The following is a 942-nucleotide window of genomic DNA, read 5'->3' as shown; positions in this document are numbered from 1 at the left end:
TAGCGATATTAAGTCTTGAGTGCTCACATATTGAGTGGGCAGGCCAGGATTGTAATCAGCACTGAGCGCTTGGGGGCCTAGATTATTACGAATATTTGCTAGTAAGTTTTGCAGCTGAGGTAGTACATTTGTAGTGTTTTGCTGCTTGGCAGTCGTGTCTTCGGAAGCATGCGTTGATTTATCATGTGGCGAAGAGGCAGTCTTGCTACCTTGCTTGGTGCGAGGTGCTTTTAGCGATGGCATAATGCCAAGGCGTATTAATGTTTTGTTGGCTTCGTCTAGCACAGGACCAAGGTTTGATAGAACATATCGATCAAATTGCTTAAAAACAATTAACCGCTCTTTTAACTCTATTTCAAGCACTTCACAGGCGCTTGTAAAGCTTTCTATTACGTCTTTTAAGCCTAGAGGAAGGTTTGCATCTTCATTGTTCTCGCAGCCGTATAGGTTGCAAATTCGAGTATGAAACTGAAGTAAAGGGCCTTGAAAATTTGCCTGGGCTTTAGTCGCCATAGATGATATCGCGACTTCCTCTTCGAGGTCGTCATTCTGAACTAGGCTTAGACTTTCAAAACCTTTCGGTTCGACTGGTGCGTTTAGTTTCGAAGAGGGAGTAAGAACTTGCTCAAGGGAAAACTGCGCTTCGATACTGGACTTAAAGTCATTCTCAATATTCTTGCGCTTAATGCGAATATCGCGCATTGCTTCAAAGAAGCGGTTTTGTTCATTGTTGTTTCTAGCATTGTTAGCAAGCTCGAAAAAAGAGTCATCTATGCCGTCAAACATGCCTTGCAGAAGGGCATGCATGTCTCTTACAACAATATTGCAAATTTTGAGAGCTTCAGCTGATCTTGCGTTATCGAGCCTGGAAGGTCGACTATTGCGATCTCCGATAAAGCTAACGCTAGATGACTTATTCATCGTCCTTTCCCGTATGCTGAA

At 43.1% G+C, this 942-nt stretch carries 1 protein-coding gene; it reads right to left on the bottom strand.

Going from position 1 to position 942, the window contains the following annotated elements; translation table 11 throughout:
* Nucleotides 1–921: DUF1631 family protein (locus tag A3763_RS14940; RefSeq protein ID WP_156495105.1), on the bottom strand; the 921-nt coding region annotated here is incomplete at its 3' end.
* Nucleotides 922–942 lie beyond the last annotated feature (21 nt).

The organism is Oleiphilus sp. HI0128 (assembly GCF_001635365.1).
The sequence above is the reverse complement of the archived record's forward strand: the minus strand, read 5'-3'. Positions and strand labels throughout refer to the sequence as shown.